At 59.4% G+C, this 23876-nt stretch carries 21 protein-coding genes and 1 pseudogene; 21 read left to right on the top strand and 1 reads right to left on the bottom strand.

What is annotated here, in order from left to right:
- Window positions 1-622 precede the first annotated feature (622 nt).
- The 3 genes and pseudogenes from DXB53_RS02790 to DXB53_RS02780 form a co-directional block, all read left to right on the top strand.
- On the top strand, window positions 623-3988 hold the full coding sequence (locus tag DXB53_RS02790; RefSeq protein WP_158556480.1) for an InlB B-repeat-containing protein: 3366 nt from the start codon (window positions 623-625) through the stop codon (window positions 3986-3988).
- 71 nt (window positions 3989-4059) lie between these two features.
- Window positions 4060-4245 carry a hypothetical protein gene (locus DXB53_RS02785; protein ID WP_147330891.1) on the top strand — a complete coding sequence of 62 codons (186 nt, stop codon included), beginning with the start codon at window positions 4060-4062 and terminating at the stop codon, window positions 4243-4245.
- 28 nt (window positions 4246-4273) lie between these two features.
- Window positions 4274-5005: pseudogene (locus DXB53_RS02780) on the top strand (IS3 family transposase); the annotation flags it as partial.
- Window positions 5006-5181: 176 nt separating this feature from the next.
- Here DXB53_RS02780 and rpmB read toward each other — a convergent pair.
- Window positions 5182-5370: a 50S ribosomal protein L28 gene (rpmB, locus tag DXB53_RS02775; protein WP_022094725.1), complete on the bottom strand. Its 189-nt coding sequence runs from the start codon at window positions 5368-5370 to the stop codon at window positions 5182-5184.
- A gap of 451 nt (window positions 5371-5821) precedes the next feature.
- Here rpmB and pyrR point away from each other — a divergent pair, with 451 nt between their 5' ends.
- The 18 genes from pyrR (at window position 5822) to DXB53_RS02685 (ending at window position 23816) form a co-directional block, all read left to right on the top strand.
- On the top strand, window positions 5822-6406 hold the full coding sequence (gene pyrR, locus DXB53_RS02770; RefSeq protein ID WP_117583216.1) for a bifunctional pyr operon transcriptional regulator/uracil phosphoribosyltransferase PyrR: 585 nt from the start codon (window positions 5822-5824) through the stop codon (window positions 6404-6406).
- Between the two features lie 4 nt (window positions 6407-6410).
- The gene (locus DXB53_RS02765; protein WP_035138537.1) at window positions 6411-7355 is read left to right on the top strand and encodes an aspartate carbamoyltransferase catalytic subunit; all 945 of its coding nucleotides are present in this window, start codon (window positions 6411-6413) and stop codon (window positions 7353-7355) included.
- A complete protein-coding gene (locus DXB53_RS02760; protein WP_117583215.1) occupies window positions 7339-8628 on the top strand; it encodes a dihydroorotase in 1290 nt (429 codons plus the stop codon). The genes DXB53_RS02765 and DXB53_RS02760 overlap by 17 nt, the downstream gene beginning before the upstream one ends.
- 116 nt (window positions 8629-8744) lie before the next feature.
- Window positions 8745-9512, top strand: coding sequence for a dihydroorotate dehydrogenase electron transfer subunit (locus DXB53_RS02755; RefSeq protein ID WP_117583280.1), 768 nt, complete (start codon window positions 8745-8747; stop codon window positions 9510-9512).
- A 14-nt stretch (window positions 9513-9526) separates the two neighbouring features.
- Entirely contained in the window at window positions 9527-10435 is a 909-nt protein-coding gene (locus DXB53_RS02750; RefSeq protein ID WP_199408852.1) for a dihydroorotate dehydrogenase, read from the top strand.
- Window positions 10429-11145, top strand: a complete 717-nt coding sequence (gene pyrF / locus DXB53_RS02745) for an orotidine-5'-phosphate decarboxylase (protein WP_117583213.1) — start codon at window positions 10429-10431, stop codon at window positions 11143-11145. The genes DXB53_RS02750 and pyrF overlap by 7 nt, the downstream gene beginning before the upstream one ends.
- A 239-nt stretch (window positions 11146-11384) precedes the next feature.
- Window positions 11385-11693 carry an integration host factor, actinobacterial type gene (mihF, locus tag DXB53_RS02740; RefSeq protein WP_006236130.1) on the top strand — a complete coding sequence of 103 codons (309 nt, stop codon included), beginning with the start codon at window positions 11385-11387 and terminating at the stop codon, window positions 11691-11693.
- Entirely contained in the window at window positions 11694-12263 is a 570-nt protein-coding gene (gene gmk / locus DXB53_RS02735) for a guanylate kinase (protein WP_099431806.1), read from the top strand.
- 5 nt (window positions 12264-12268) lie between these two features.
- Window positions 12269-12550, top strand: coding sequence for a DNA-directed RNA polymerase subunit omega (locus DXB53_RS02730; protein WP_035138532.1), 282 nt, complete (start codon window positions 12269-12271; stop codon window positions 12548-12550).
- Window positions 12551-13795: a tRNA uracil 4-sulfurtransferase ThiI gene (gene thiI, locus DXB53_RS02725; RefSeq protein WP_117583212.1), complete on the top strand. Its 1245-nt coding sequence runs from the start codon at window positions 12551-12553 to the stop codon at window positions 13793-13795.
- A 213-nt stretch (window positions 13796-14008) separates the two neighbouring features.
- Complete coding sequence (locus DXB53_RS02720) at window positions 14009-14722, top strand: ComEA family DNA-binding protein (protein WP_117583211.1); 714 nt, start codon at window positions 14009-14011, stop codon at window positions 14720-14722.
- Complete coding sequence (locus DXB53_RS02715; protein ID WP_117583210.1) at window positions 14719-17022, top strand: DNA internalization-related competence protein ComEC/Rec2; 2304 nt, start codon at window positions 14719-14721, stop codon at window positions 17020-17022. The genes DXB53_RS02720 and DXB53_RS02715 overlap by 4 nt, the downstream gene beginning before the upstream one ends.
- 78 nt (window positions 17023-17100) lie before the next feature.
- A complete protein-coding gene (holA, locus tag DXB53_RS02710; protein ID WP_117583209.1) occupies window positions 17101-18063 on the top strand; it encodes a DNA polymerase III subunit delta in 963 nt (320 codons plus the stop codon).
- A 133-nt stretch (window positions 18064-18196) separates the two neighbouring features.
- The gene (gene rpsT, locus DXB53_RS02705; protein ID WP_022094714.1) at window positions 18197-18463 is read left to right on the top strand and encodes a 30S ribosomal protein S20; all 267 of its coding nucleotides are present in this window, start codon (window positions 18197-18199) and stop codon (window positions 18461-18463) included.
- A 96-nt stretch (window positions 18464-18559) separates the two neighbouring features.
- Complete coding sequence (gene lepA, locus DXB53_RS02700; protein WP_117583208.1) at window positions 18560-20371, top strand: translation elongation factor 4; 1812 nt, start codon at window positions 18560-18562, stop codon at window positions 20369-20371.
- A 4-nt stretch (window positions 20372-20375) separates the two neighbouring features.
- Complete coding sequence (gene dusB / locus DXB53_RS02695; RefSeq protein WP_117583207.1) at window positions 20376-21419, top strand: tRNA dihydrouridine synthase DusB; 1044 nt, start codon at window positions 20376-20378, stop codon at window positions 21417-21419.
- Between the two features lie 2 nt (window positions 21420-21421).
- Window positions 21422-22654, top strand: coding sequence for a radical SAM family heme chaperone HemW (hemW, locus tag DXB53_RS02690; protein ID WP_117583206.1), 1233 nt, complete (start codon window positions 21422-21424; stop codon window positions 22652-22654).
- A 58-nt stretch (window positions 22655-22712) separates the two neighbouring features.
- A complete protein-coding gene (locus DXB53_RS02685; protein WP_195239268.1) occupies window positions 22713-23816 on the top strand; it encodes a DnaJ domain-containing protein in 1104 nt (367 codons plus the stop codon).
- The last annotated feature ends 60 nt before the right edge of the window (window positions 23817-23876 follow it).

Here is a 23876-nt window from a genome sequence, read left to right as displayed (position 1 = left end):
AACGCTTCAATAAACTGAAGCGTTTTAACTATTTAACTAAAAGCCGAACGTCTTCTCCGGGCGAATTCCTAGTTTCCCCATGGCTATGGTGTGGAGTTTGTTCATTGTTTGTTCATTAGGTCTTAGGAAATTAATGCACATCGATCAATTCTGGCTGGTCGTGACACTAATTTTTGGTCGTTTCTATTTCATGGCAATAAACGCGTTCTCTTGTCAGACAAAACACTGGTATTAAACTAAAACCAATGTGCCAGACAGTACATTCAGTAAGAGTGAAATATATGCCTTTGCCTCTGGGTATTTTGTCGCCCTTTACCGGTTCATGTCAGTTGAGTAGAAAGGGCGGTTTGTGAGATTGCCACGCTGCAGGCGAGCTCTCGTTTGGCTCGTCTCTTTTTTGTTCGTGTTTAATACGATTCCTACGAGCGTATTTGCTGACGTAATAGTGAATAATGACCCTCAGCAAAACACGACTTCGGAGAATCTGTCTAATGAATCTGCTGATAGTGATTCTGGGTCAAGGGGGGGGGCGGTCGAGGCTTCGTCTAACGACAATACGGTTTCAAGTGATGATCAAAAACCTGAATCTGATGTCTCGGATAAGCAGTCAAACGATGTGAATGTGAATGAAACATCTGATGAATCGAATTCTGATGCAGCAGAATCTGGTGTTTATCAAGTTAATGATCAATCAACATTTGAGGATGCGCTGAATAAAATCGCCTCCGATAATTTATCGGAGATCAGACTTGTCCTAAAAGGCGGCTCGTCTTTTGTGGTGCCGACCCAAGATTACGTTTCGACTTTCGGCGTTGCTAACAAGAAGATTACCGTGACGAGTGACGGTGATAATCGCGCAACCTTGCACTTCTCCAACCGTGCCATGCTTTCCGGATCTTGTACTTTTGACAACGTCGAAGTGGTTGGTTCAGGAAAATTCTATTGCAATGGTTTCGATACCGTTTTCACTCGTAACTGCGAGCTCAACCTCTCTGAAACACTTTATGGCGGTGGCTATAGGTCGACTGTCGATCACACACATGTGGTGATAGCCGCGTCTGGATATATCAATCCTGGTAGTGGCGCTGGCCTTCATGACGTCATCGGTGGTTCATATCAAGGGTCCGTCGAGCATGACACCTATCTTGAGATCAGCGGTAACCTTCGCATGGCTAGCGGTAATCACGTTAATCCCGGTTGCATGCGCGGCGATGGGTCGAGCGGCGATGGAAACGGCTTTCCTGCTGTTTATGTAGGTGGTAACGCCACGCTTGTTTACGACAATGCCAACTCCGAAGTTTCTCCTGCTATCGAAGGCACTTACGGTTGCGAGATGCGCGGCAACGTGACGCTTGATGTTCGCTCGGGTCGGGTAAATGAAATTTGCGGTCATTTTGGTGACCCTGCGCCTATTAAAGGCAACATTCATATTATTGCGGGCAGCAGTACTTATGAAAACACCGACAAAATGCTTCGTCTTAATAGCAATTGGCCAATAATTGGCGCAGGACAAATGCTCCCAGATGGAGTTTATGAGGTCGATGGCGATGTCGTTATCGATGCTTACGAGAATGTTTGGGGCTGGGATAAAGGTGGATCGATACCCAATGATGTCCCTTTTATTGAAGGTTCGAAGAAAGCGAACGTTGGCGGATCTATTACCGTTAATGTCCACGGCTCCCATGTTGGCTCTATTTATGGAGCAGAGTGGAGTGCTGTAAACGGTGATATCGCCGTGAACGCTTCTGGTGTTGAGCTGAGGGATGAAGCGGGCGATTCTCATGGGTATGTTTTCTGCGAGAACGACCTGACCAATTCGTCGGATGAGGGATCGAGCGTAAAGGCTAGAGGAAAGCTATCTATCAGTCTGAATAGCGGCAGTGTTGGCTACGTTTCGTTGACTTCGAACAAGAATGTATCGATTTCTGACGGTTCCTTCATTAATATTGCTGGACGACCGGAAATAGCTACGGGCGTTACGGGTGTGTACTATGGGCTTCCCAAGGGGTCTTCTTCTCCCACAATCAATATTGCAGGGACTGTGGCTGAGATTCCTTATATTAAGTACGCATCTGCATTGAATGTTACTGATAACTCCGAAATTACGGCCGGTACGATTTCTTCTGTAAATAAGATCGCTATTACTGGTCAATCGAATACAAATGTAACGACCAAATTTGGTTGCAACAATGCTTCTAGCTATGAATTAATTGAAGACAATGGCCTTCGGGTAGATGAGGGCAGCGTTTTGACGACAGCTGGCTCTCAAGCCTACGTATATGGTTATGTCGATATCAATGGTACTTGGGAGCAACAATACAATACTGCGAAAAACTATAACGATATTTTCGTTAAGGGAACCACCTCTATTGGCAGTAAGGGCATTCTCATCGATCACGGTTCAAGTAATTTGAAAGGTGCCGTTATTAATAAGGGCACACTTGCCTTAATGGCACCCGCATTATTCCAAGGAAATTACCGTGGCGATGACGCTGAAATTAGACTGCCAGCTGTCACTAATAACTATGATGGCACGGATGATGGCGGCGACATTCCCCTTATTGTAAAAGGGGAATCGTCAGGGAAGACTACTGTTAATACGGTGGATCCGAACAATTGGCAGAATTTGAAACTGCCGTCACTCGGAGATAACTACGTACTCTCCAAAGCTAGTGGTGATGCACCTAAGCAAAGCACTTTTATTCTTGGCAACGAGGATGCGGTTGGTGAGGGCTATTACCTTAAGCGCTTCAGGGATGCCGACGGTACTGATGATTTTCACATGTGGCAGGTCGCAGCAAAGTTATCGCTGACTTTTGATGATAATGGCGCATACGATCCTGCTTATCCTCAAAAGTTTTTGCAAGATAAGACTGCAGATAAGGACAGTTACACCTTCGCGCTGCCCAAGACCGCCCCGACCCGCAAGGGCTGGGCGTTCGACGGCTGGAACACCGAGAGGGACGGCTCGGGCGATCAGTTCACCGACAAGACCGAGGTCTCCAGGTCCACGACCGTCTACGCCCAGTGGAAGTGGGTGCCCCGCGACGTCACCGTGACCTTCGACGAGAACGGCGGCGAGACCAAGGCCGACCCCGCCTCCCAGACCAAGACCACCGAGCCGGGCAAGACCTCGTTCACCTTCGCGCTGCCCAAGACCGCCCCGACCCGCAAGGGCTGGGCGTTCGACGGCTGGAACACCGAGAGGGACGGCTCGGGCGATCAGTTCACCGACAAGACCGAGGTCTCCAGGTCCACGACCGTCTACGCCCAGTGGAAGTGGGTGCCCCGCGACGTCACCGTGACCTTCGACGAGAACGGCGGCGAGACCAAGGCCGACCCCGCCTCCCAGACCAAGACCACCGAGCCGGGCAAGACCTCGTTCACCTTCGCGCTGCCCAAGACCGCCCCGACCCGCAAGGGCTGGGCGTTCGACGGCTGGAACACCGAGAGGGACGGCTCGGGCGATCAGTTCACCGACAAGACCGAGGTCTCCAGGTCCACGACCGTCTACGCCCAGTGGAAGTGGGTGCCCCGCGACGTCACCGTGACCTTCGACGAGAACGGCGGCGAGACCAAGGCCGACCCCGCCTCCCAGACCAAGACCACCGAGCCGGGCAAGACCTCGTTCACCTTCGCGCTGCCCAAGACCGCCCCGACCCGCAAGGGCTGGGCGTTCGACGGCTGGAACACCGAGAGGGACGGCTCGGGCGATCAGTTCACCGACAAGACCGAGGTCTCCAGGTCCACGACCGTCTACGCCCAGTGGAAGTGGGTGCCCCGCGACGTCACCGTGACCTTCGACGAGAACGGCGGCGAGACCAAGGCCGACCCCGCCTCCCAGACCAAGACCACCGAGCCGGGTGCCCTGGCTTCGACAGGGGAGAGACTGCTGCCGGTTCTTCCGCTGGCAGTTGCCGGATCTGCTTTGACTTCTTTAGGTTTGCTGCTCGAATACAACCGCAAGAAGAGGCGGAACGATAAATAAGTAATGGCCTGCCATGGCTTTGAATGAACTGCCTCCCATTTCTTGGACATGAGAAATGGGAGGCTTTCTTTATGCGCGTTGATTTGAGAGTGAAGCATGATATCGAGGCCAGGAAGTCGGCCATAGGGCTCTTCGAGCTCGGGCACGGGTATAAATCTGCCGCGATCGCCCTTTCGCTTCCCGCGGAAGCCGTGAGAAGATGGCAGGAGATATACCGCGCATTCGGGAGCGAGGTGCTGCTGCGCATGGACGGATAGCAGGGCAGGTACACATACGAGCAGAAGGCCGCCGGCGGTCGCCGAGATCTTCTCGCGCACTGCCAACGGCTGCGGGCACCGGCAGATAGCGATGTGCCTCAGGGCGGAAGAGGGGGCCGTGATAGCCGACAAGACCGTGCTCGAGATGATGCGCGAGATGTGGATTCGCTGCGGTATCAGACGCGAGACGGCCTACCACAGGTACAACTCGTACAGGGGCGTCGTCGGCAGGACGTTCGAGAACGTGATCGCAAGGGATTTCGACGCCGGGGCCCCGTGGCGGAAGCTGGGAACGGACGTCACCGAGTTCAAGGTGGCGGGCGGCAAGGCCTACTGGGCCCCGACGCTGGACTTCTGCACCAAGGAGATTGTGGCGAGCGACATATCGACCACGCCCGACATGGCCCAGCAGGTCAGGATGCTCGACGAGCTGCTGTCCAAGATCCCCGAGGGCGCCGCCCCGACCATGCACTCGGACCGGGGCTGGCAGTACCAGCACGCCTCGTACACATCCAGGCTCGAGGCCGCAGGCATCGTCCAGAGCATGTCCAGGAAGGCGAACTGCATCGACAACGCCGCCACCGAGCAGCTCTTCGGCCACGTCAAGGACGAGTTCTACCGGGGCCGCGAGTGGGAGACGTTCGAGGATTTCAAACGCGACCTGGAGGAATACATAGTCCACTGGAACACGAGCCGGAGGCAGGTAAGATTGAAGGGCCTGACCCCGGAGGAGTTCCGGAATCAGGCCCTCGCGGCCTAGTCGCTATTTAGGGCGTCCAAGATTTGGGACGCATTTCATTTTTCGCTCTGGTTTTGCATTCCTGGATAGATAGAAAAAGAAACCGCCTCCTCAAAAGAAAGCGGTTTCTTATAGTTCTATGTGAACGCGAGGTCTTTGACCCGGAGAGTCCGAGGTACTTGTTGGTAAGACCTTATTTAGGAGCGCGCAACCTTGCCGGACTTGAGGCAGGTGGAGCAAACGTTCATCTTGCGACGGTGACCATCGACGACGACGTAGACGCGCTGGATGTTGGGGCGGAACTTACGGTTGGTGACGCGGTGAGAGTGGCTGATGGAGCGACCGGCAACGGGGTGCTTACCGCAAACTTCGCAAACTTTGGACATAACTGACCCTCCTTGGGCGACAAACGAACATGTCGCGTTAACAAACAAGCCTGAACTATAGCACAGAAGTCGCTCCCTGTGCGCAATCTACACAGAGATATTCCTCTTTTGGCGATAGTGCTCACGCTACGGCCCTGGACGTAGATCCGATTTGCGTGCAGCAGAGGGGATTATGCCAGCTCGTGCGTGCGTTTTCAAGCTCGTCCCACAAATATATATAGGTTTATGGAGCGCCTGCGCCCGTTTACGGATTGCTCTGTATTTATGCTCGCAATTAAGCTCGAGGTTGGCTACACTATCCCTTGACCATTAAAGGGGTACGAGATACCCACATGGAATTACATTGCTGCCAAAGAGCAGCCCTTCCTGTGGGTGTCTGGTCCGCTTTGAGCGGTCGGGCATCTATTTTTTTGACTGTGTCAGCAGTCAAGACATGTGAGGAAGGAGATCGATGGGCACGACTTCCCCCAAGGCGGTCATCATGGACGAGACCGCCGTCAACCGAGCGATGACCCGCATCGCGCACGAGATCCTCGAGCGCAACGAGGGCTGTGAAGACCTCGCTCTGGTCGGTATCGTCACGCGCGGCGACCTTCTGGCAAAGAAGCTCGCCGAGGAGATCAAGGAGATCGAGGGCGTCGACGTTCCGCTCGGCAGCCTCGACATCAGCTTCTACCGCGATGACTATGCGACCAATTTCGCTCCCGCGATCCACGCTACCAACATTCCCTTCAGCGTCGACGGCAAGCGCGTCGTGCTGGTGGACGACATCCTGTACACGGGTCGCACCATCCGCGCCGCTCTGGACGCCGTTATGGACCTGGGCCGTCCGAGCCGAGTCGAGCTGGCAGTTCTCGTTGACCGCGGTCACCGCGAGCTCCCTATCTCGCCGGACTTTGTCGGCAAGAACGTTCCCTCGTCGCACGAGGAGAACGTGCACCTATATATGAAGGAAGTCGACGGCCGTACCGCTGTCGAGATCAACGACGTCGCGCCGGGTTCCCACGTGGGCTCCGCGCCGCTGGGAGGTGAGTAGTACCGTGGCGTTCAATCATAAGCACCTGATCGACATTACCGAGTACTCCGAAGAGGACATCAAGCTCATCCTCGAGACCGCCAAGGCGTTCTCCGAGGTCAACGAGCGTGCCATCAAGAAGGTCCCCACGCTCAAGGGTAAGACCATCGTCAACATGTTCAACGAGCCCTCGACGCGTACCCGCAGCTCCTTCGAGCTCGCCGAGAAGCGTCTTTCGGCCGACAGCCTCAACTTCGGCGGCTCCTCGACCTCCACGGTCAAGGGCGAGAGCCTCGTCGATACCGTCGAGACCCTCAACGCCTATAAGATCGACTGCATTGTCGTGCGCGATAAGCACGCCGGCGCTCCCTACATCGTCACGCAGAACTCGCCCGCGAGCGTCATCTGCGCCGGTGACGGTAAGCATAACCACCCCACGCAGGCCCTGCTCGACCTGTACACCATCTGGGAGCACAAGGGTGACTTCCACGGTCTGAAGGTCGCCGTCGTCGGCGATATCGCGCACTCCCGCGTCTGCGGCTCGCTGATCCCCGCTCTTAAGATCATGGGCTGCGAGACCTACGCTGTCGCCCCCGGCACGCTGCTGCCGCCGGCGCCCGAGGTCTTGGGCTGCGACCACGTGACGAGCGACCTCGATTCCGTCCTGCCCGAGCTGGACGTCGTCTACATGCTTCGCGTGCAGCAGGAGCGCCTCGAGGGTGCACCGTTCCCGACCATTCGCGAGTACCACAAGCTCTTCGGTCTGACCAAGGACCGCGAGAAGCTCATGAAGCCCGATGCGATCATCTGTCACCCGGGCCCCATCAACCGCGGCGTCGAGTTCGACTCCTATATGGCCGACCACCCGCAACGCTCCGTCATCCTGGAGCAGGTCTACGCCGGTATCTGCGTGCGTATGGCTATCCTGTATCTGCTGCTTGGAGGTGCCGATAATGGCCTTGCTTCTTAAGAATGCCCACGTCGTCGACCCGTCCGTCGAGCTTGACGGTGTCGTTGACGTCCTGATTGACGGCGACAAGATCGCCGAGGTCGGCGAGAATCTCGCCGTCGAGGGAGCCGAGGTCCGCGACCTTTCCGGCAAGTACCTCGTCCCCGGCCTGGTTGATATGCACGTTCACCTTCGCGAGCCCGGCTACGAGGTCAAAGAGGACATCGAGAGCGGTACCCGCGCAGCTGCCAAGGGCGGCTTTACCGGCGTGTGCTCCATGCCCAACACCGATCCCGTCACCGATAACGGCACCGTCGTGGAGTTCGTCAAGTCCCGTGCTGCCGAGGTCGGTCACTGCCGCGTCTATCCGTCGGGCGCCATGACCCGCGGTCTTAAGGGCGAGGCTATGTCCGAGATGGGCGATATGGTCGCCCACGGCGCCGTCGCCTTCACCGACGACGGTCGCGGCGTGCAGGGCGCGGGCATGCTCCGTCGCTGCATGGACTACGGCAAGATATTCGGCAAGGTCTTCATGAGCCATTGCCAGGACGAGGACCTGGTCGGTCACGGCCAGATCAACGAGGGCAGGGTCTCGACCCGTCTGGCCCTCGAGGGTTGGCCGGCTGCCGGCGAGGAGCTTCAGATCGCCCGCGACATCGAGATCGCCAAGCTGACCGGCGCCAAACTACACATCCAGCATATCTCCACCGCCCATGGCCTGGAGCTCGTGCGTGCCGGCAAGGCCGCTGGCGTTCAGGTTACCTGCGAGGCCACGCCGCATCACATGTTCCTGACCGAGAACGACCTGGACGAGACCTACAACACCTCGCTCAAGGTCAACCCGCCGCTGCGTACCGAGGCGGACGCCGAGGCCATTCGCCAGGGCGTCATCGACGGTACCGTCGACGCTATCGTCACCGATCACGCTCCCCACACCCCGTGGGAGAAGGCCCGCGAGTTCGAGCTTGCGCCCTTCGGCATGATCGGCCTCGAGACTTCGCTGTCGCTCGTGCTCACCGAGCTGGTCAACACGGGCAAGATGAGCATGGGTCGCATGGTCGAGCTCATGGCCATCAAGCCTCGTGAGATCCTGGGCCTCGACCAGGTTCAGGTCAAGGCGGGCTCCGTTGCCGACCTGACCGTGTTCGATCCCGCTGCTACCTGGACGGTCGGCGAGGACGGTTACGAGTCGCGTGCCGAGAACTCCGGTTTTGCCGGCCGCACGCTCACCGGTCGTGCCACCGATGTGTTTGTCGGCGGCAAGCAGACGCTCGCCGACGGCTGCATCTGCTAGCATAGCCTTATCGCTTTTGTGCGCGGTGCCCTTGCGGTGCCGCGCTTTCTGTTCGCCTGAACCATGCAACCGCATGGGGGATTGGAGCGTCTATGCCCACACCTTCCACTGCACGCATGCACGACTTCGAGGTCGTCTCGAACCAGGAGATCGCCGACGGTATCTTCTCGCTCGTTATCTCGGCCCCCAAGCTTGCAAGTGCGCTCAAGCCCGGCCAGTTTGTGAACATTGCCGTGCCCGGCGATGCGTCCTCGCTGCTTCGCGTGCCCCTGAGCTTCTATCGCGCCGACGCCCAGACCGGCACCGTCGAGCTGTGGTACGCCGTCGTGGGCGATGACACCCGTCGTCTGTCGCAGATGGCCCCCGGTTCCACCTCTAATCTGCTGGGCCCTGGCGGCCGCGGCTGGCTTGTGCCCGAGGGCACCAGGAAGGCGCTGCTCGTTGCGGGCGGCATCGGTGTTCCGCCCGTGCTGTGCCTTGCCGGCATGCTCGTCGAGCAGGGTGTGGCCGTCGACGTGTGCCTGGGTTTTGGCACCGCGTCCAAGGCCGTGGGAGTCGATGAGTTCCGCGCGCTGTGCGATACGGTCAACGTGTGCACCGACGACGGCTCGCTCGGCACGCACGGTTTTTGCACCGATCCTGCCGCTGAGCTGCTTGGCGAGGGCGGCTACGACTACGTCGCCAGCTGCGGCCCCGCTGTCATGATGAAGAAAGTCGCCGCCGCTGCCGCCGAGGCCGGTGCGTACTGCGAGGTGTCCCTCGAGCGCATGATGAGCTGTGGCTTTGGCGCCTGCAACACCTGCAATGTCGAGACGGTCGACGGTATGAAGGGTGCTTGCATGTGCGGCCCCGTGTTCGATGCTTCCAAGGTGGTGGTCTTCTAGTGGGTACCGTTAACATGGCCGTCGATTTCGGCGGCGTCAAGATGCAGAACCCCATCAACACCGCAGCCGGTACCTTTGGCTACGGTTGGCAGTTCCAGAACTTCTTTGATGTTTCCCAGCTGGGCGCCATCACCACCAAGGGTTGCGCTGCCGAGCCCTGGCCCGGCAACCCCGCGCCCCGCATGGCCGAAATTCCCGGCGGTATGATCAACTCCGTGGGCCTTCAGAACCCCGGCGTGGCCGCCTTTGCCCGCGAGTCCGGTCCGTGGCTCGAACAGCTGTCCAAGGACGGCTGCCAGGTCATCTGTCAGGTTGCCGGCCACTCCGTTGACGAGTTTGTCCGCGCGCTCGAGATGTATGTCGAGCTGTGCCCCTGGGCTGCCGGCTACGAGATCAACGTGAGCTGCCCTAATATCGCCGCCGGCGGTGCCGCCATGGGCTCCACGCCCGAGGGCGCCTCTTCCGTTATGGCTGCCTGCCGCAAGGTGACCGATAAGCCGCTGTTCGTAAAGATGGCTCCGGTTAATGTCGCCGAGATTGCCAAGGCTCTCGAGGCTGCCGGCGCCGACGGCCTTTCGGTCATCAATTCCATCCAGGGCATGGCCATTGACGTGCACACCCGCAAGTCCCGTGTTGCCAAGCCCAAGGGCGGCCTTTCGGGCCCGCTGTGCCACCACATCGCCGTTCGCATGGTCTGGGAGGTCGCTCAGGCCGTCGATATCCCCATCAACGGCGTCGGCGGTGTCATGACCGGCGAGGATGCTGCCGAGTTTATCCTGGCCGGCGCCACCTGCGTGTCGGTCGGTATGGCCAACTTTGTCGATCCGTGCGCTTCGATTAAGATCGCGCGCGAGCTCGAGGCTTGGGCAGAGTCCCAGGGCGTGAAGGATATCAACGAGCTGGTAGGTGCTTTCGAATGCTAGAGAATGATGCCCGCGACCGTGTTATCGTCGCCCTCGACTGCGATCGTGAGCGTGCGCTCGAGCTCGCCCATGAGCTTTCGGGCCACGCCGTCTGGCTCAAGGTGGGCATGACGCTCTATTACGCCGAGGGTCCCGAGATCGTCAAGACGTTCAAGGACTTGGGCTTCAAGGTCTTCCTCGACCTTAAGTTCCATGACATTCCGCATCAGGTGCGCGGTGCCGCCCGTTCGGCCTCGCTTGCCGGTGCCGACCTGCTCTCGGTCCACGGCTTGGGTTCGGGCGCTATGCTCGCCGCGTGCCGTGAGGGTGCCGAGGAGGCGCGCGAGGACCGCGCCAAGCTCGTCGCCATTACCGTGCTCACGAGTATGAATCAGGATGCCTTGAGCGAGATCGGCGTCGAGTCTCCCGTGGCCGAGGAAGCCGCCCGTCTGGCAAAGCTTGCCCAGACCAACGGCATCGACGGCATCGTGTGCTCGCCGATGGAGGCTCACGACATGCGTGAGCTGCTGGGTCCTGATGCCCTGATCGTGACTCCGGGTGTGCGTCCGGTGGGTGCCGCCCTTGGTGACCAGTCCCGCGTGGCGACGCCTTCCCAGGCTATCGAGCGTGGCGCAAGCCACATTGTGGTGGGCCGTCCCATCACCGGTGCCGACGATCCGGTTGCCGCCTTTGACGCCATCGTCGCCGAGCTGGTCGAAAACGTCGCGTAAAAGATTCCCCTAAGTCACCACTTTTGGGTCTCATTAGCACAAAATAGCCCCTGTGCCTGCGTAAACTTTCCCATCCTTTGTGTGGAATCGCAGGTCAGGGGCTTAACTTTGGGCGCAGTATATTGCACTTTTTGCGGGTATCGTCTAACCTATGGAGCCGCGATTGGGCATTTTGTACGTTCTACGTGCTAAAATGCTAATTATTGAATCAGATATAACCCAACTATTTGGAGGTACGAATGGCACTCCCTCAGCTTACCGACGAGCAGCGCAAGCAGGCTCTTGAGAAGGCTGCTGCCGCACGTCACGCCCGCGCTGAGCTTCGCGAGCAGATCAAGAAGGGCGAGAAGTCCCTCGAGTCCGTGCTCAACTCCGATGACCCCATCGCTTCCCGCATGAAGGTTTCCACTCTCATCGAGTCTCTCCCTGGTTATGGCAAGGCCAAGGCCGCCAAGATCATGGAGGAGCTCGGTATCTCCGCTACTCGTCGCGTCCAGGGCCTCGGCGTCCGTCAGCGCGAGCAGCTCCTCGAGCAGCTGACCAAATAAGTGAGCGCTCAGGATTCCAAGCTCTTTGTGATTTCTGGACCGTCAGGCGCAGGCAAGGGTACGCTCGTCACTCGTGTGCGCGAGCGCCGCTCGAACCTGGGTTTGACGGTTTCGGCTACCACGCGAGCACCACGCAAAGGTGAGGTCGACGGCGTCAACTACTTTTTTCTGACGCGCGAGGAGTTCGACCGCCGCGTGGCAAACGGTGAGTTTGTTGAGTGGGCCGAGGTCCACGGTAACTGCTACGGCACGTTGGTGAGCGAGGTCACATCCAAGCTCGCCTCGGGCTCGTCTCTGATTTTGGAGATCGATGTCCAGGGCGCCCTGCAGGTGAAGGAGCGTTTCCCCGAGGCCGTGCTGATCTTTATCAAGCCGCCTTCGCTTGAGGTGCTCCGCGAGCGTCTAGTCGGTCGCGGTACCGAGACGCCCGAGACGATTGAGCTGCGTATGGCAAACGCCGCCGATGAGCTTGCCCTTGCCGACCGCTACGACGACGTCGTGGTGAATGACGATCTCGACCGCGCGACCGATGAACTCGTTCGCGTTCTCGATATGCATGAAAGGATCTGAGGTCCGTGTCCGTTGTAAAGCCTTGCATTGACGATCTTCTGGAGAAGACCGATCACAACCGCTTCCTGCTCGCTTCGCTTGCCTCCAAGCGCGCCTGCGACATCAATAGCATGCTGCGTGGCCAGCACAACCGCGTGCTTGCCGTCCAGGATGTCGATGACATCACCATCGGGCTTTCCGGTGCCGATACCATCTCGATGGCTATGGACGAGATTGTCGACGGTGACATCTCTTACGACGAGGCTCGTTACGAGAAGGCGCTCGGCCACAAGGTTGCTGAAGCCTAAATGGCGGCTCGCGTCTGCCTGGTCCACTATCACGAGGTTGGACTGAAGGGCAAGAACCGCGCACATTTTGAGCATATCCTCATGGATAACATCAAGGCGGCCTTGGCCGCCTTTTCCGTGAATGCCGTGTCTCGAATTTCCGGTTATATCCTCGTGACCTTTAATGAGCATCAGGCCGACGAGGCGGCGCGCGTCATTCGCACCGTACCCGGCGTTGCCCGCGTGTCCCTGGCATATCACACGAACCGCGACCCGCAGGAGTACTGCGCCGCCGCCGTGAAGGCGCTGCGCGAGTTTGGTCCCTTTGAGTCGTTTAAGGTGCATGCCAAGCGCTCTAACACCGACTACGAGCTCACCTCGATTGATATCAATCGACAGGTGGGCGAGGTACTGTGTGAGGCCTTCCCCGATAAAAAGGTTCAAATGCACGACCCCGACGCGATGGTGCACGTACTGGTGGTCCAGGGTAGCGTTTACGTGTACGCACGCTCCGAGCGCGGCGTGGGCGGTCTGCCGGTGGGTTCTGCCGGCAAGGTCGTGACGCTGCTGTCGTCGGGTATTGATTCTCCGGTGGCGACCTGGATGCTCGCGCGTCGTGGCGCGGTGTGCGTGCCGGTGCATTTCTCAGGTCGTCCGCAGACGCCCGACACGAGCGAGTATTTGGTGCAGGACATCATCCGTGCGCTTGAGCCGGGTGTCCAGATCGGCCGCCTGTACGTGGTGCCGTTTGGCGACTGCCAGCGTGAGATTTCGGTCACCTGTCCCAGCAACCTGCGCGTGATCATGTATCGCCGCATTATGTATTCGGTTGCCGAGCGCATTGCACACATCGAGGGCGCCAAGGCCATCGTGACGGGCGAATCGCTTGGACAGGTTGCCTCCCAAACGCTTGAGAATATCATGGCCGTTAACGAGGCCGTGAAGATCCCCGTGTTCCGTCCGCTCATCGGTTCGGACAAGCAGGAGATTATCGCGCGCGCCGAGGAGATTGGTACGTTCGATATCTCGACTGAGGCCGCTCCCGACTGCTGCACGCTGTTTATGCCGCGTCGTCCCGAGACGCACGCTAAACTCGATGCCGTGCATGAGGCCTGGGAGTTGTTCGATCACGAGGAGATGATCGAGCGCCTACTCAAGCAGACCGAGTACATCGACTTCGAAAGCAACACGTATAAGGCCCCTAAGACCTTAAAATGCAAACATTCGGAGCTTGCTCCGCGTGAGATTTACCAAGATCACGAGTAAATTTGTGCATAGACCGACGATGCTCTTGCATCGTCGGTCTTTTGCTATCTGGGCATTTTGCGGCTAAGTGTTCATTTGCTGACGTGTGCCTGAATAAATGGACAGATTTGTGCAAGGTTTTGGTCGGCTTTTGGTTTGACCGCGAAAACCGGTTTTGAAGCATGGCCGTTGCAGGGCTCTTTTCCTGACACGATGTTGTTGGGAGGTTTTGTTATGGCGCAGCGCGAACAACACGAACGGGTCAAAAAGATGGACCGCTGGGCAGGCAAGCTGCTCGGTCATAAGGCTGTGGTGGTGGCGATGCTGGGCGTCATTGCGATGGCGAGCGGCTTGGCGATGGCGAACCTTGGCGGCGGTGCCGGCGCCGTGTCGTTTGAGCGCACTGACGGTTCGGGCTCGTTGGTGGAGCCGGGATCCGGTGATGCCTCGAGCGGAAAGACATCCGAAGGTTCTTCGACTAAGGCTTCTGCCGCGGCAGAGGTCTATGTCGATGTCGATGGCGCCGTTGTGTCGCCCGGTGTATATCGTCTCAAGGACGGCGCGCGGGTGGCTCAGGCGATTGATGCCGCCGGCGGGCTGGCGCCCGAGGCAGACGTTACGGGGCTCAATCGGGCATCTAAGGTCACTGATGGACAAAAAATCCACGTTCCAACGGTAGGGGAGCAGCAGGCGTCTATTGCGGAAGCCGGTGTTGATGGTGGGGCTTCCGCATCATCGGGCGTGAGCGGCGCAACAGGCCTGGTAAACATCAATACGGCAAGCGCGGCAGAGCTGCAGACGCTCTCGGGCATCGGTCCCTCCATGGCCCAGTCGATTATCGATGAGCGGACAAAGAACGGTGCTTTTGCCTCGGTTGACGACCTGATGCGTGTGTCGGGAATCGGCGAGAAGAAGCTTGCCAAAATCAAAGATTGCATCTGCGTATGAGTGCGACCGAGCGCGAGCGTGTTATGCCTCCGCGGCCCCTGCTTCCGTGGACGATGACCCTGTGTGCCGGCATGTGCATGAGCTGCGTCTTGGTGCTCAACATGGCCGCTGATGCGCTGTTGAGGGAGCGGGCGCCAGCGGTCGGGCCGCTATGGACCATTCCCGTTGCGGCGGCGGTATTTGTTATGCTGGCTCAATCATGTGCGCGGCTTGCCCCTTTGAAGCGGTGGCTGTATGCCGCGTCCGTCGGTCTCGTGGCGGGAGCGGTCGTCTCGGCCTGGTGGGCTGTGGGTGCGCTAAGCGCCTCGAAGGCGCTCGACGGTCGAGCGGCAAGCAGCCTCGAGTTTGTCGTGCAGGGCGATCCATCAATAAACGACGACGTGTATTCCTATACCTGCGAGGCACGCGCGGACGGTAAGAACTTGGCAACGGTTCGCCTATCGTGCGACCGCGAGCTCAAGGTCGGGGCGCACGTGCGTGTTATCGGTCGCGTTTCGCGTTTTGAGAACGATGCGTATGGACGATCGCGCGTGCTCCGAGGCGAGGTATGCAAGGTAAAAGCCGTTCGGATTGTGTCGGTCGATGAGGGCTCTCCGGGGCCGCTGCTTCGGCTACGAAATGGGCTGCTTGCGTCCATCGCGCCTGCGACCGACCCGGCGCGTGCACTCATAGCCGGTGTCGTCTGCGGTCGTTCGGCCGAGCTGCGCGCCCAGTCGGCGGGCGACTGGTTTTCGGTGACGGGTACGGCGCATCTTATCGCCGTCTCCGGCAGCCATTTGTCTATCGTGGGGTTTGTAATTGAGGGCGTATTGCAAAAGACTCGGTGTTCACGTGGTCTTCGGCGGGTGATATTGGCGATAACGCTTGTGGGCTACGCTGCCTTTACGGGCGCGTCTCCCTCGGCCGTGCGCGCGTGCTGCATGGTGTTCGCGACGCTTGTCGTAAACGGCGCAGGGCGTCGCCGGCACGGCGCATCGGCGCTCTTCGTAACCATGTCCATCTTTGTGCTACTGCGGCCGACGGTGCTGTTCGAGATGGGCTTTCAGCTTTCATGTGCCAGCGTCTTAGCCATTCTGTGCTTTTGCCCCTATGCGACCTACGCTTTGGGTGAGTTGGGTGTGCCGTCGGGCGTTGCCAGCATGCTTTCCGTCACGCTGTGCTCGCAGTTGGCGACGCTCCCCATTACCATTCCTGCCTTCGGTACGTTCTCGCTCATTGCTCCGCTGGCAAATGCGGTCATCGGTCCGGTGGTGAGCGTACTGCTCGCTGTGTCGATCGTACTGGTTCCCTATTCGCTCGTGGCACCATTGCGGATTTGGGCGCTCATTGTGCCCATGGTTGCCGCCCGTTGCGCGTTGTTCTTCGAGCAGCTGTTTGCCGCCGTGCCGGGTGCATCCGTGAGTGTGCCGCCCGATAGCATGTGGATTTACCTAGTGCCGTGTTTGCTGGCGGTTCTGCTGGTCTGGTGGCCGCGTCCCCGTGCACGTCCTATGGCGGTGGGGCTTACGTGCCTGGTGTTCTTGGCTGCGATTCCGTACGCCTACTGGGATCGGTTCGCTCCGCCTTCGGTGACGGTGCTCGATGTGGGCCAGGCCGATGCGATTCTTATCCGCCAGGGCGGCACAGTAGCGCTCGTCGACTGCGGGCTCGACGAGCGCGTGGTGGCGGCGTTGGTTCGCAATAACGTGCACCATATCGATGCCGTCTTTGTGACGCATTGGGATGAGGATCACTGGGGTGGTCTGCCTGCCGTGCTCGAACAGTTTTCGGTCGGAACGATTGCCGTGGCGGCAGATGCGCTGGAGGATGCTCCTGCCGAGGTATTGAACCGACCTGGCGTGGAGTATCGGCAGGTGCGCCATGGGGATACGGTCGACATCGGCTCATTTTGCGCCCGCGTGATGTGGCCATTCGAGTCCGTGGATGGCGAGGGCAATGAGGACTCGCTTGTCCTGCTGCTCTCTTATGTTCAGGAAGACAAGGGCCTGCGCATGCTCCTCACCGGTGATGCCGAGCTCGACCAGGAACGGGAATTCGTGCAGGAGGTGGGGGATATCGATGTCCTTAAACTCGGGCATCACGGCTCCAAGGTTTCGGTCGATGCCGCGCTGCTGGAGATTCTGAGACCCGAGCTTTCCCTCGCGAGCGCGGGCGAGGGGAATCGATACGGTCATCCGTCCGATGCCTGCATCGATGCCGTGAAGGAAGCGGGTGGCATGTTCGCGTGCACCATCGAACACGGCGACATTACCGTCACGCCGACTGAGAATGGCTTTGCGATGCGATGCCAGCGACCGTGACGACGTCGTTGGCGTGTGGTGGGCCCCTGGGCTAGAATGGCACGGAACGAATACGAAGGCCTGCGGGAGGGGAGCGCAATGTCCGAAACCGGTCTGCTGCCGGCATATCTGATCGTCGGTACCGACGGAGTCAAGCGCGATCACGCCGTCTCGCGTATGAAAGCGCGTCTGGAAAAGTCGGGTATGGTCGAGTTTAACCTCGACGAGCGCGACATGACTAAGGACCCCGATATCGAGTCCATTATCGGATCGCTTAACACCTTTCCGATGGGCAGCGAGTTTCGCCTGGTAATCCTTGATGGCTGCTCAAAGCTCGCTAAGGCTGTCTCGGAGCCGCTCGTCGAGTACCTCGCAAGTCCCAGCCCCACAACGGTCTGCCTCATCATCGCCGACTCGCTTGCCAAGAACACGCGCCTGTATAAGGCGATCGCCAAGATCGACAAGAAGGCCGTGATCGATTGCTCCGGCACCAAGCGCTGGGAGCTACCGCGCCGCGTTCAGCAGATGGCGACGCAGCATGGCAAGTCGATCTCGACGGCGGCCGCCGAGGAACTCGTCTCGCGTTCGGGTGAAAACACTCGCATGCTCGATAACGATTTGGCTAAGCTTGCCCAGATGGTCGAGGCGCCCCAGATTGAGCTTGCCGACGTTGAGCGCTGGATTGTACGTACGGCCGAGGTTCAGCCCTGGGACTTTCTCAATGCGGTCTCGGCCCGTGACATGCGCCGCTCGCTCGAGCTCTTCAATCTACTGCCCGCCAAGAGCTACGTGTGGACTTACACATTGCTGTGCGGCCGTATTCGCGAGCTTATCGTTGCCAAGGCGCTCGATGCGCGCGGACAGGGTCGTGAGCTGGCCGCAACGCTTAAGCTCCAGTCCTGGCAGGTCAAGAATCACCTGACCTGGGCTCGCCGCTTTTCGATGACAGAGCTCGTCGCAGCGCTCGAGGGAGCGGTCGATGTGGAGCTCGCGCTCAAGGGTTCGGCCGATTCTGAGACCGCGCTTTTGCTCTGGATTACGAACATCTTGAGAAAATCGTGATGATACCTGCCTATTTGGCAAATTCGTTCTATCCCTTTGAGGGGGAGCGTGCTATAGTAGGCGCTTGCATGACCTCACCGTGTCTCAGAGGTGTCATACATTTTTTGCAAGGAACTCGAAAGGAACTCCAGAAGTGGCAAACATCAAGTCTCAGAAGAAGCGTATCCGCACCAATGAGGCAGCTCGCATGCGTAACAAGGCTGTCAAGTCCGAGCTCAAGACGCTGACCAAGCACGTCCAGTCCGCCGTCGCCGAGGGCGACGCCGAGAAGGCCCAGGCCGCCCTCAAGACCGTCACCAAGCGTCTCGACATGGCTGCCGCCAAGCATGTTATCCACAAGAACCAGGCTTCCAACCGCAAGTCCGGTCTTGCCAAGCTCGTGAACAGCATCAACGCCTAAGTTGTAAATTTCACACCACACAGTTTACGCGCATAAATGGAGCCTGTTTTATGGAACAGGCTCCATTTTTTGTATCGCTCGGGTAAGATAGTCCGCATGAATACTTCAAATGACATTTCCCACATCCGCAACTTCTCGATTGTTGCGCACATCGACCATGGCAAGTCAACGATCAGTGACCGCATCCTCGAGCTCACCCATACCGTCGACGAGCGCGACATGGAGTCGCAGCTGCTCGACACCATGGATATCGAGCGCGAGCGCGGCATTACGATCAAGTCCAATGCCGTTCGCGTGTCCTATGACGCCGACGATGGCGAGACGTATCAGTTCAACCTGATCGATACGCCGGGCCACGTGGACTTTACCTATGAGGTCTCGCGCTCGCTGGCAGCCTGCGAGGGCGCGGTGCTCGTTGTCGACGCCACGCAGGGCGTCGAGGCGCAGACCGTCTCCAACGCGACGCTCGCCATGAACGCCAATCTGGACATTGTGCCGGCCATCAACAAGATCGACCTGCCCTCGGCACACCCCGACGAGGTTAAGACCGAGATCGAGGATGACCTGGCGATCCCTGCCGATGATGCCGTGTGTGTCTCGGGCAAGACCGGCGAGGGCATCCACGATCTGCTGGAGTCCATTGTCTTTTTGATCTCTCCGCCCAAGGGCGATGCGAACGCGCCGCTCAAGGCACTCATTCTGGATTCGTACTTCGACGAGTATCGTGGCGTCGTCGCCACGGTGCGCGTCTTTGACGGCTCCATCAAAAAAGGCGATACCTTGCGCATGATGCAGGCAAAGGGCGACTTTTTGGTCGATGGCGTGGGTGTCAAGCGTCCTGCCGAGACCCCGGTTGACGCGCTGACGGTTGGCGAGGTCGGCTACGTGGTCACGGGCCTGAAGGACCCCGAGGCCGTGCGCGTGGGCGATACCCTCACGTGGGCGTCGAATCCCTGCCCCGAGCCGCTTCCCGGCTACCGCGAGGCTAAACCCATGGTCTATACGGGTCTGTTCCCGATCGATAACAAGGACTACGAGAACCTGCGTGACGCGCTCGATAAGTTGCACGTCAACGACCCGTCGTTGGTGTGGGAGCCCGAGACCTCGGTGGCGCTCGGCTTTGGCTTCCGCGTGGGCTTCCTGGGCCTGCTGCACATGGAGGTCGTCAAGGAACGCCTGGAGCGCGAGTTCAACTTGGACCTCATTGCCACGAGCCCCTCGGTGGACTATCACGTCTACAAGACTGACGGCGAGATGATTGATGTCCGTAGCCCGCAGGATCTTCCCGAGGCCACGCGCATCGAGCGTATCGAGGAACCCTACCTCAAGGCTAAGATCATCTGCCCGCCCGAGTATACGGGTGCCGTCATGCAGCTCGCTATCGAGCACCGTGGCATTACAACCGACATGATCCATCTCACGAGCAAATCGGTCGAGATGCGCTTTGACATGCCGCTCGCCGAGCTCATCTTGGACTTCTTTGATCAGCTCAAGAGCCGTACCAAGGGCTACGCCTCCCTGGACTACGAGTTCAACGAGTACCGTCCCTCCGAGCTCGTTAAGCTCGATATTTTGCTTTCGGGCGACGAGGTGGACGCGCTGTCGTTTATCGTCCACAAGGACAAGGCCTACGGTCTTGCCCGCGGCCTATGCGACAAGCTCAAGGAGATTATTCCGCGTCAGCTGTTCGAGGTGCCCATCCAGGGTGCTATCGGCAACAAGATCATTGCCCGCTCCACCGTCAAGGCGCGCCGCAAGGACGTGCTTGCCAAGTGCTACGGCGGCGATATTTCTCGTAAGCGCAAACTGCTCGAGAAGCAGAAAGAGGGCAAGAAGCGCATGAAGGCCATCGGCTCGGTAGAGGTCCCGCAGGAGGCCTTTATGGCGATCCTCAAGGTGGACGAGTAGGTCTATGGCGCTTTCCGAATATAGTCTGCGGCTGCTGGGCGCCTATGCCGAGCAGCCGTTCCTTATGGCTCCCATGGCGGGCGTGACCGACCCTGCCTACCGCATCATGTGCCGCCGTCGCGGTGCCAACCTTGCCTACAGCGAGATGGTGAGCGTGGCGGGCCTTGCCTATGCCAGCAACAAGACCTGGCGCCTGGTGCTACCGGCCGACGAGGAGCAGCAGATTTGCGTGCAACTCTTTGGCTCCAAGCCCGATCAGTTTGCGAGCGCCGTCGCTGCCGTCGAGGAGCGCGTTGGCGATCGCCTGTCGCTCATCGATATCAATATGGCATGCCCCGCCCGCAAGGTCGTTACCAAGGGCGAGGGCTCGGCGCTCATGCGCACGCCCGACCTGGCGGAGAAGATCGTCGAGGCCACGGTGGGCGCGGCGCACGTGCCCGTGACCGTCAAGATTCGCAAAGGTTTTTATGCCGAGGACCGCAATGCCGCGACATTTGCCCAGATGCTTGAGGGCGCAGGGGCTGCCGCAGTCGCCGTGCATGGTCGTTGCGCCACGCAGCTCTATACGGGCCAGGCCGATTGGTCGGTCGTCGATGAGGTTGCCGACGCCGTTGAGATTCCCGTGATTGGTTCGGGCGATGTGTTCTCGGCCGAGGATGCCGCGGAGCATCTGCGCAACTCGGGTGCCAGCGCGGTGTTTATCGCGCGCGGTATCTACGGTAATCCCTGGGTCTTTGGTGATGCTCGCGCTCTTGCGCTCGATGGCATACCGGTGCCGCCGCGCAGCTCGGTCGAGCGCCTGGACGCCCTGCGTGAGCACCTAACGCTGACGCATGAGCTCCTGCCGCTCATGTCGCGTGCCCGCACGTATGCAAGCTGGTACTTAAAAGGCATGCCCCATGCCGCCGCTTGGCGTGCCCATGTGGTGCGCTGTTCCACTTACGAGGAGTTTATGGCACTGGTCGATGAGATCGAGCGCGATGTGGTGGCCTGCGAGGCCGCCCTTGCCGCCGGCGAATCGGTGCCCCCTCATCCTCTGGAGGCTTAAGGGTGGCCGTTACCGCACTGTACGTGCACGTGCCGTTTTGCGCCCAAAAGTGCCGGTACTGCGACTTTGACTCGCGCAGTTTTGCTCCGTGCGACCTGAGCGCTGCGCTCGATGCCTATTTTGAGCAGTTGTTCGCGCGTCTCGATGCTTTTGGCAAGGCTGATGCCCTTGACCAGATCCGCACCGTCTATGTTGGCGGCGGTACGCCGTCGCTGGCGGGGGAGCGCCTGGTGGAGCTGGCGCGGCGTATTCGTGCGTGGTGTGCCCCCGTTGAGTTTACCTGCGAGGCCAATCCCGAGTCGCTGACCGCCGAGCTTGCCACTGCACTTGTCAAGGTTGGTGTCACACGCGTCTCTCTGGGCGTGCAAACGCTCGATAACGCCGAACTTACTGCCATCGGCCGTATTCACGATGCCGATCGGGCGCTCGCCGCCATCGCGACGGTCAAGAACGCTGGGCTTGATGTGTCGTGCGACCTTATGTGCGGACTTCCCGGGCAGACCGCAGCGAGTTGGAAGCGCACGCTCGATGGCGTGCTGGTGGCGGCCCCGCATCATGTGTCGGTCTACCCGCTCACGCTTGAGGAGGGGACGCCCCTTTATCGCATGGCGCGCCGCGACGAGTCGCTCGAGCCCGACGAGGATTTTCAGGCTTCGTGCATGGACTTGGCACGCGAGCTCCTGGGTGCCGCCGGCTATCACCCGTATGAGGTGGCGAGCTACGCGCTCGACGGCCATGAGTGCGCCCATAACATTGCCTACTGGACCGGACGGGGCTATCTGGGCCTGGGTCGTTCTGCCGCGGGCATGCTCGACGCCGAGGATTTCGACCGTCTCGCAGGTTTGTTCCCCGGCGTGTCTTCTCGAGGCGATGCGTACCGCGTGCGTCTGGTGCAACGTGACGATGACGCGATGGCGTTCGAGACCGAATATCTGTCGCAGCGCGAGGCTGCGGCTGAAGACCTGATGCTCGCTTGTCGCATGACGCGCGGTGTCGCGTCCGACCTGTTGGTTCGTGCAGCTTTCGTCATCCCAACGGGCGAGTTGGCAGCTGCCTGCGATCACGCGCTCGAATTGGGACTTGCCACGTGGGTGCCCGAGGCGCTCGGGGCCCATGAGGGATCCTTCACTTCGGCAGATGTCGTCGCAGGCCGCGCCCGCGCCCGTTTAGCGCCGACACACCTAGGTTGGCTCGATGGAAATGTTCTGTTCGAGCTGTTTTGGGGTCTAGCATAGACCGCTCGGGTAGAATTACCGCAATATATACGCTGCTTTGAGCAGGAGGTTGCCGCGCATGGCGACGATGAACGAAAAAGATTACTACGAGATTCTGGGTGTCTCCAAGGACGCCACCTCGCGTGATATTCAAAAGGCCTTCCAGCAAAAGGCCCGCAAGCTCCATCCGGACGTCAACAAAGAGCCGGATGCCGAGGAAAAGTTTAAAGAGGTTTCCGAGGCCTACGCCGTGCTTTCGGACGAGCAGAAGCGTTCGCGCTACGACGCCATGCGTTCGGGCAACCCCTTCGCCGGCGCTCCTACGGCTTCGCCCTATGGCGGCGGCTACGCCGGCAGCGCGGGCTATGGCAATCCCTTTGAGGGCGGTTTTCCCTTTGGTGGAGCCTGGGGCCAGCCGCGTCGCGGGCAGGCTGCCTACAATCCCGAGAACGGCGCCAACGTGGTCGTCGATATCAAACTCGACGCCAAGGAGGCAAAGGGCGGTGCCCGCAAGACCGTCCGCTACACGCGCTTCGATACCTGTAACAACTGCGGCGGTTCGGGCTCTGTCTCCTCCGAGCATGCCCATACCTGCCCAAGCTGTGGCGGCCGCGGCCATATCGACGTCGACCTGTCCTTCCTGTTTGGTGCGGGCACGTTCCAGTCGGTCTGCCCCGAGTGCGGCGGTTCCGGTAAGGTCGTGGCCGACCCCTGCCCTGATTGCGGCGGCAGCGGTCGTACTCGCGTAACCTCCGAGCAGACGATTGAGTTTCCTGCCGGCACGCACGATGGCGACGAGGTCCGCATTGGCGGCATGGGTCATGCTGGCACCAACGGTGCCGCGGGCGGCGATCTGGTCGGCCGCGCCCATGTTGAGGCCGAGCGCTTGGAAGGCAAAGCTCGTACCGGTTTTTACCTGATGGGCATCGTGGCGCCGTTTTTGGTACTCTCGGCCATCTCGGGCGTGTTCTCGGCCTTTGCCGTGATGTGCTTTATTCCGTTTGCCATGGGCCTGTTCATGGTGCTTTCGGACGGCGTGCTTCATCGCAGCCTGCTGTGGTGGAAGCGCGGCGCGATGCAGTTTGCCAACGGTTTTGCCAACGGCTTCATGTTCGCGCTCGTGTCGGTTTGGTTCGCGAGCTGCTCGCAACGGGCCATGCTTTCGCCGTACCAAATGCAATAACATCAAACCCTCTGTTTGCGGTCGGCCCTGCTTGGGTATAGGACGCACTGTGACAATAAT

Origin of the sequence: Collinsella sp. OM04-5 (genome assembly GCF_003439125.1) — a bacterium.
Lineage (GTDB): Bacteria > Actinomycetota > Coriobacteriia > Coriobacteriales > Coriobacteriaceae > Collinsella.
Note: the sequence above shows the minus strand (reverse complement) of the source record. Positions and strands in the feature narration are given on the sequence as shown.